The sequence below is a fragment of the Neobacillus drentensis genome (genome assembly GCF_036962765.1).
In the GTDB taxonomy this organism is placed as follows: domain Bacteria; phylum Bacillota; class Bacilli; order Bacillales; family Cytobacillaceae; genus Neobacillus; species Neobacillus drentensis_C.
In genome coordinates this window covers 1-3,314 of the sequence record NZ_JBALOS010000363.1, presented here as the reverse complement: position 1 = coordinate 3,314, position 3,314 = coordinate 1, and the positions used below count along the sequence as shown (strand labels likewise).

Annotated in this window: 3 protein-coding genes; 1 reads left to right on the top strand and 2 read right to left on the bottom strand. The window is 35.8% G+C overall.

Translation table 11 applies throughout. The features are described from left to right. Window positions 1-396 precede the first annotated feature (396 nt). Together V7137_RS29480 and V7137_RS29475 are read right to left on the bottom strand one after the other, a co-directional pair. Window positions 397-1,671 (bottom strand): MFS transporter, encoded by a 1,275-nt coding sequence (locus V7137_RS29480; RefSeq protein WP_197032341.1) that lies wholly within the window; start codon window positions 1,669-1,671, stop codon window positions 397-399. 271 nt (window positions 1,672-1,942) lie between these two features. Further along, window positions 1,943-2,383 carry a PaaI family thioesterase gene (locus V7137_RS29475; protein ID WP_335701356.1) on the bottom strand — a complete coding sequence of 147 codons (441 nt, stop codon included), beginning with the start codon at window positions 2,381-2,383 and terminating at the stop codon, window positions 1,943-1,945. A gap of 182 nt (window positions 2,384-2,565) precedes the next feature. Between V7137_RS29475 and V7137_RS29470 the strand changes: the two genes are divergently transcribed. Beyond that, window positions 2,566-3,168, top strand: a complete 603-nt coding sequence (locus V7137_RS29470; protein ID WP_335701355.1) for a TetR/AcrR family transcriptional regulator — start codon at window positions 2,566-2,568, stop codon at window positions 3,166-3,168. Window positions 3,169-3,314: the final 146 nt, after the last annotated feature.

Here is a 3,314-nt window from a genome sequence, read left to right as displayed (position 1 = left end):
CTAGTAGGTAAGTGTCAAGCCAATAAGAGCAGAATTACTCTCCTCTTCCCAGTTCATTTGAGACCGAACTTGCCTGCTTTATTCAAATCGACGTTAGAACTTTTTTCCGCTTTAATATATAATTCACCGTCCAATTCTAAAATCTCTACTTGGCACTTTTTTATCTTCCAATTGATTTTTCACCACGAAGGACCATACAGGTACTTAAAGCATGGGCTACTAATGAACCACCTTCATCAAAAACATCGCACTTGATTAGCCCAATTGTCTTTCCTTTTTTTATAACCTCACCTATTGCTGTAATTTTTTCATTCCAAATCAGTTTCAAATAATTGATTTTAAGTTGAAAAGGCTACTCCCATTGCCATATCGGACATAGAAGAGCTTTCCATATATTTAAGAAGATGTTGAGCTATTACTTATAAGTTTATCTTGTTTAATTTTTTTCATCTTGAGTTTATCAGGAATTAGATATGAAATAATGCCTGCACTTATTAATATGAATGCGGCTAATCCGAATGAAAAAACATATGTGCCAAAGACCTCATAGCCCCACCCACCAAGAAATGAAGAGATTGCCCCTCCTATTTGATGACCAAAATAAGCCCATCCGTAAAGCACACCGAGCTGCCTTACACCAAAAAGGTCTCCTAAAATAGCGGAAGACATTGCTATACTCCCTGCCCATACTAATCCACCCAACGCTGCAACTAAATAAAGTTGCCACGTGTTCTGTGAAAATACCAAGCCTAAAAAACCCAAACCACGGATAAAATAAATAAAAAATAGTAGCTTACGTTTGGCAAAACGGTCAGCAATTGAGGCTAAAACAAGTGTGCTAAAGATTGCAACAAGCCCAATCAGTCCAACTCCAAATGAAGCAGTAGCAGGGGCAAAATGATGATCTATTAACATCGGAACTGCATGGGTACCTAGTAAGTTCATACTGAACCCACAAGCAAATAATCCTGCTACAATTTGCCAATACGCTTTTGAGCGAATAGCATCTCGCAAAGTGAGCTTTTGTGTTAATGCATGAGTAGAGGTCATGGTGCTTGAAGAATCCTCTTTTAAATCAGCACCTTCTGGAACATCTTCTTTAAAAATCAAAATGGCAGCAGGAACAATTAAAATGACAAAAATGAACGCAAAAATGAACAAGGTACTTCGCCAACCACTGGACTCAATCATAAAAGTAGCCCACGGATTAAAAATAGCAATCCCAGCCATTGACCCTGTTGAGAGAGAATACAATGCCTTCCCCCTTTGACGAACAAACCAACGACTAATAATCGGAGTTAGTGCAACAGGGCTAGTAAATGCAAGACCGAACGACAGAAACACGCCATACATCAAGAAAAAAATCCAGACATTGTTTGTTAACACCGTTCCCAAAACCGATAACTCAATGATCACAATCCCCAGCAGAAGAACAAATTTTGTACTATATTTTCCACATAAATAACCCGCGATAGGCATTCCAACACCATACATAATCATACTCACAGAAATGATCATTGATATAAATGTTCGTGTTACATTTAAATCTTCCATCATCGGTAATACAAATGGTCCTATCCCCAAGCGAAGCCCTACTGTTAACATGGTAATGATCATACTTACAATAACAATATACCAGCCAAAGTAAATTCCTTGTCGTTTTTGAACCAATGAGTGTACCTTCTTTCTATGGCACTATTATTTTTTAATTTCATGGTAAAAACGTAATCAGAACTATACTTAGATGTTATATAAGTCAAATAATTCTGAATTACAGAAATAATAGTGTGGGATAATCACATCACTTACTAAGAATTACTCTCCCTTCCCCAGTTCATGGAGCCCGACCTTACCTGCTTTATTCAAATTGACGATTGAACTTTTTTCTGCTTTTATAATAAATAATTCACTGTCTAATTCTAAAATCTCTACTTGACACTTTTTATCTTCCTACTGATTTTTCACCACGAAGGACCATACAGGTACTTAAAGCATGGGCAACTAATGAACCACCTTCATCAAAAACATCGCACTTGATAAGCCCCATCGTCTTTCCCTTCTTTATAACCTCACCTTTTGCTGTAATTTTTTCATTCCAAATCGGTTTCAAATAATTGATTTTAAGTTCAACAGTCGTAAAGGACTCATTCAATTCTAACAAACTTGAAAAGGCCACGCCCATTGCCATATCGGCTAAATCACATAGTATTCCTCCATGAATTGTTCCCATAGGATTTGCATGTTTCTCTGTATTACACTCTAATTCAAAAACTGCTTTACCCTCTTCGATTTGTAACAGCTCTGCACCAATTAACTTGGCGATAGGCGGCGGCGGAACCTCGCGATTAATTATTTTTTGCATAGATAAAATTCTTTCGTTCATATAAATCCCTCCAATAAAAAATACAAACCGGTCTGTTTTTTATTATACACTAAACTTAGTTAAAATCGTCAATATGATTAGAATATTCTAATAAAAAAAGAGGATTTAAATTATATAATAGGTTATACTTACATTAAAAAGACCGTTCGATTTTAAAATTCTAATAAAAATGAGGGTTAAAAATGAGTAAAGGAGAACGAACAAAACAGATGATTATTGAAAAGGCCTCTGGACTTCTAAATACCCAAGGATACTTGGCAACTTCCATTACAGATATTATGAAAAAGACTGGTATGGAAAAAGGAGGGATTTATAATCACTTTAAAAGCAAACAAGAACTTTCTTTGGATGCATTTTCATTTTCTATTGAAACGATGTCCACAACCTTTCAAGAAGCAATTAGGAGCAAAAATACTTCCATCGAAAAATTGAATGCTCTTCTCGAAGTCTTTTTGTTATTAGCAGAAGACAAGCCAGTTCCTGGCGGCTGCCCAATTCTTAATGCGGCAATCGAGTCCGATGATGCACACCCCGCCTTACGTGATGCAACTAGAAACGCAATGAATGACCTATACTCTATGATCCTTCGAATCATTCGAACTGGGATAAGAAACAATGAAATAATCTCTACAATAGATTCGGAAACATCCACAACAATTATTATTTCTACCGTTGAAGGATCTCTTATGATGACGAAGCTTTATAATGACACCATTTATATAAATCGATCAATTGGATTTTTAAAAGACTACCTTTCAAAATTTGAAACTAGGGAAAGTAATTAATCCCAAATATTTATGAGCTCAATAAAAAAAGCTCCGTTAGTTCTTGACACATATGCCTGAGTTTATTTGCCCCCTAAGACAAGATTGATAGTAAATAAATGAAGGAAAACACATTTAGTAGTTTGAGATGTGTTTTCCTTCATTTA